This is a genomic window from Bacillus sp. JJ1474 (assembly GCF_036965225.1).
Taxonomy (GTDB): Bacteria; Bacillota; Bacilli; order Bacillales; family Cytobacillaceae; genus Cytobacillus.
Map to the genome: position 1 here is coordinate 7,424 of NZ_JBALPC010000074.1, position 1,876 is coordinate 9,299.

Genomic DNA, 1,876 nt, shown 5'->3' on the forward strand with positions numbered 1-1,876 from the left:
CGACACTAGTACGTCCTGTACTTCGGGGCTAGGCGCTGAAACTAGACAATAGCAGGTGAAAGGCTGTCGACTTTGTCGGCAGCCTTTGCTATGTTTATTTTTTTGATAAATAGATATTTTTCACCATACCATTCTCATCAGACAAAACCTCTACAACATATTTATCTGCATTGTAGACTGCGCGAATCTCCTTATCCGCATTGATCCCCTCTTGCTCCGGATCTCCAAGTAATTTCTTAATCTCTTCTAAAGTTGTTTTCACACGCTCGCCGGGAATGGAGACGGCTGTTACCGAACCAGTTGCACTATCATAAAAATAGGTAATTTCCGGGTACATCAAATAGGGTGTACCTTCCATAATCCCTTCCTCCATAAAATTAGGCTCGGATTTCTTGATGTTAGCAATATTCGTTCCGATTGGATACGGACTTCCTAAAGGGATTCCTTGCTTCGCCTTTTCAACCATATCATGGCTAAGCTCTATGTTATGGAAGGGATAGTATAACTCTCTCTTCTCACTCCATCGTTTATACCATTGCTCGCTTAAATTCTTTGACTTTTCATCAAATGCAGATTCATCTTTTTTGCTGATTTCCAATGTTTCTTCATTAAACTCCCATGTCACAAACTTCCAAACGTTATTTTCCTGTAAATGAGCAGTTTGCAAATATTTTTGATTAATCGTCTTTATTTCCGTTCCAGTAATTTCATCAAGTCCTTCTTCAGGAGCAACCTTCACAATCTCTCCATCTTTTATGGCATATAAATAGGGATTAAAAGTACGTTGTTCACTTGGATAAAGTGCAATAAAGACCGCAGTTTTCCCTAACTTTATAGAATAGGCCTGGTTTAAAGATGGATTAAATTTGAAAGGGGCCCCATTGCCTAGGGCTATCTGTTTATATGCTACTGATGAATCCTTGTCTGCTAGATAAAAGAAATACATTCCGGTGAATAGTTGATTTTTCCCGCCTGAACCGTTCTCCTCTTTTATTACATTGTGCTCATCCTCAGCATAAAGAAACACCGAATAATCGTTTGACCCTTCTGTCGCTTCAAACTGGTAAAGCGCTTTTTCCTTTAACCAAGCTATGTCCTTTGTCTTCATCTTATCAACAGATGTTTGTACAGCTGAAGATTTAATTTGTGTATTCCCTGTAGTATTTATAGCATTTGTTTCATTCGAGCATGCTGCTAATAGTCCTGATAACATCAAGAAAGAAAGTATATATAGATAATTTTTCATTAAAATCTCCCTGTAAATAAAAGCAAAATTTGTATAAACAAGTGTTATTTTTTCATTACAAAAATGACAAACTCTTTTTGTATGTTAAAAGTGTAACAAATCGCTCGCCATTCTACAAATCTCCCAATATACCCATTTTTCGAAAAACTCCCCTCATCGGCTAACCCCCACCTATCCTCTGTCTTAGGATAAAAATAATGCTTTCATAACTGGTGATTTGCCTAACGAGCATAGTATAATTAACGTTAATTTTGTAAGAGAAAGGTGTTTTTCAAGCTATGCTGAATGAATTTAAGAAATTCGCATTAAAAGGGAATGTGTTAGATCTTGCAGTCGGGGTCATAATCGGGGCTGCTTTCGGAAAAATTGTTTCCTCCCTCGTGGAAGATATTATTATGCCGCTAGTAGGGCTGCTTGTGGGTGGGGTTGATTTGACAAAGCAGCTTGTTATTACAGTTGGAACGGCTGAAGTAAGGGTTGGGGCTTTTACTCAGACTATTTTAGATTTCCTTATTATTGCGTTTTCGATTTTTATTTTCGTCAGAATCATCAACAAACGCTTTAAAAAGCAGGAGGAATCGAAGCCGGCAGTCGATAAGAAGGAAGTTCTTCTAACGGAAATTAGGGATT

General features: G+C 37.8%; 1 protein-coding gene and 1 pseudogene (1 of these 2 only partly in view). One reads left to right on the top strand and one right to left on the bottom strand.

Annotated elements, in window-relative coordinates:
* Positions 1-94: 94 nt before the first annotated feature.
* Positions 95-1,246, bottom strand: coding sequence for a hypothetical protein (locus V7164_RS10790; RefSeq protein ID WP_335354070.1), 1,152 nt, complete (start codon positions 1,244-1,246; stop codon positions 95-97).
* 278 nt (positions 1,247-1,524) lie between these two features.
* Between V7164_RS10790 and mscL the strand changes: the two are divergent.
* Positions 1,525-1,876, top strand: a pseudogene (gene mscL / locus V7164_RS10795) (large conductance mechanosensitive channel protein MscL) (it continues 20 nt past the right edge of the window).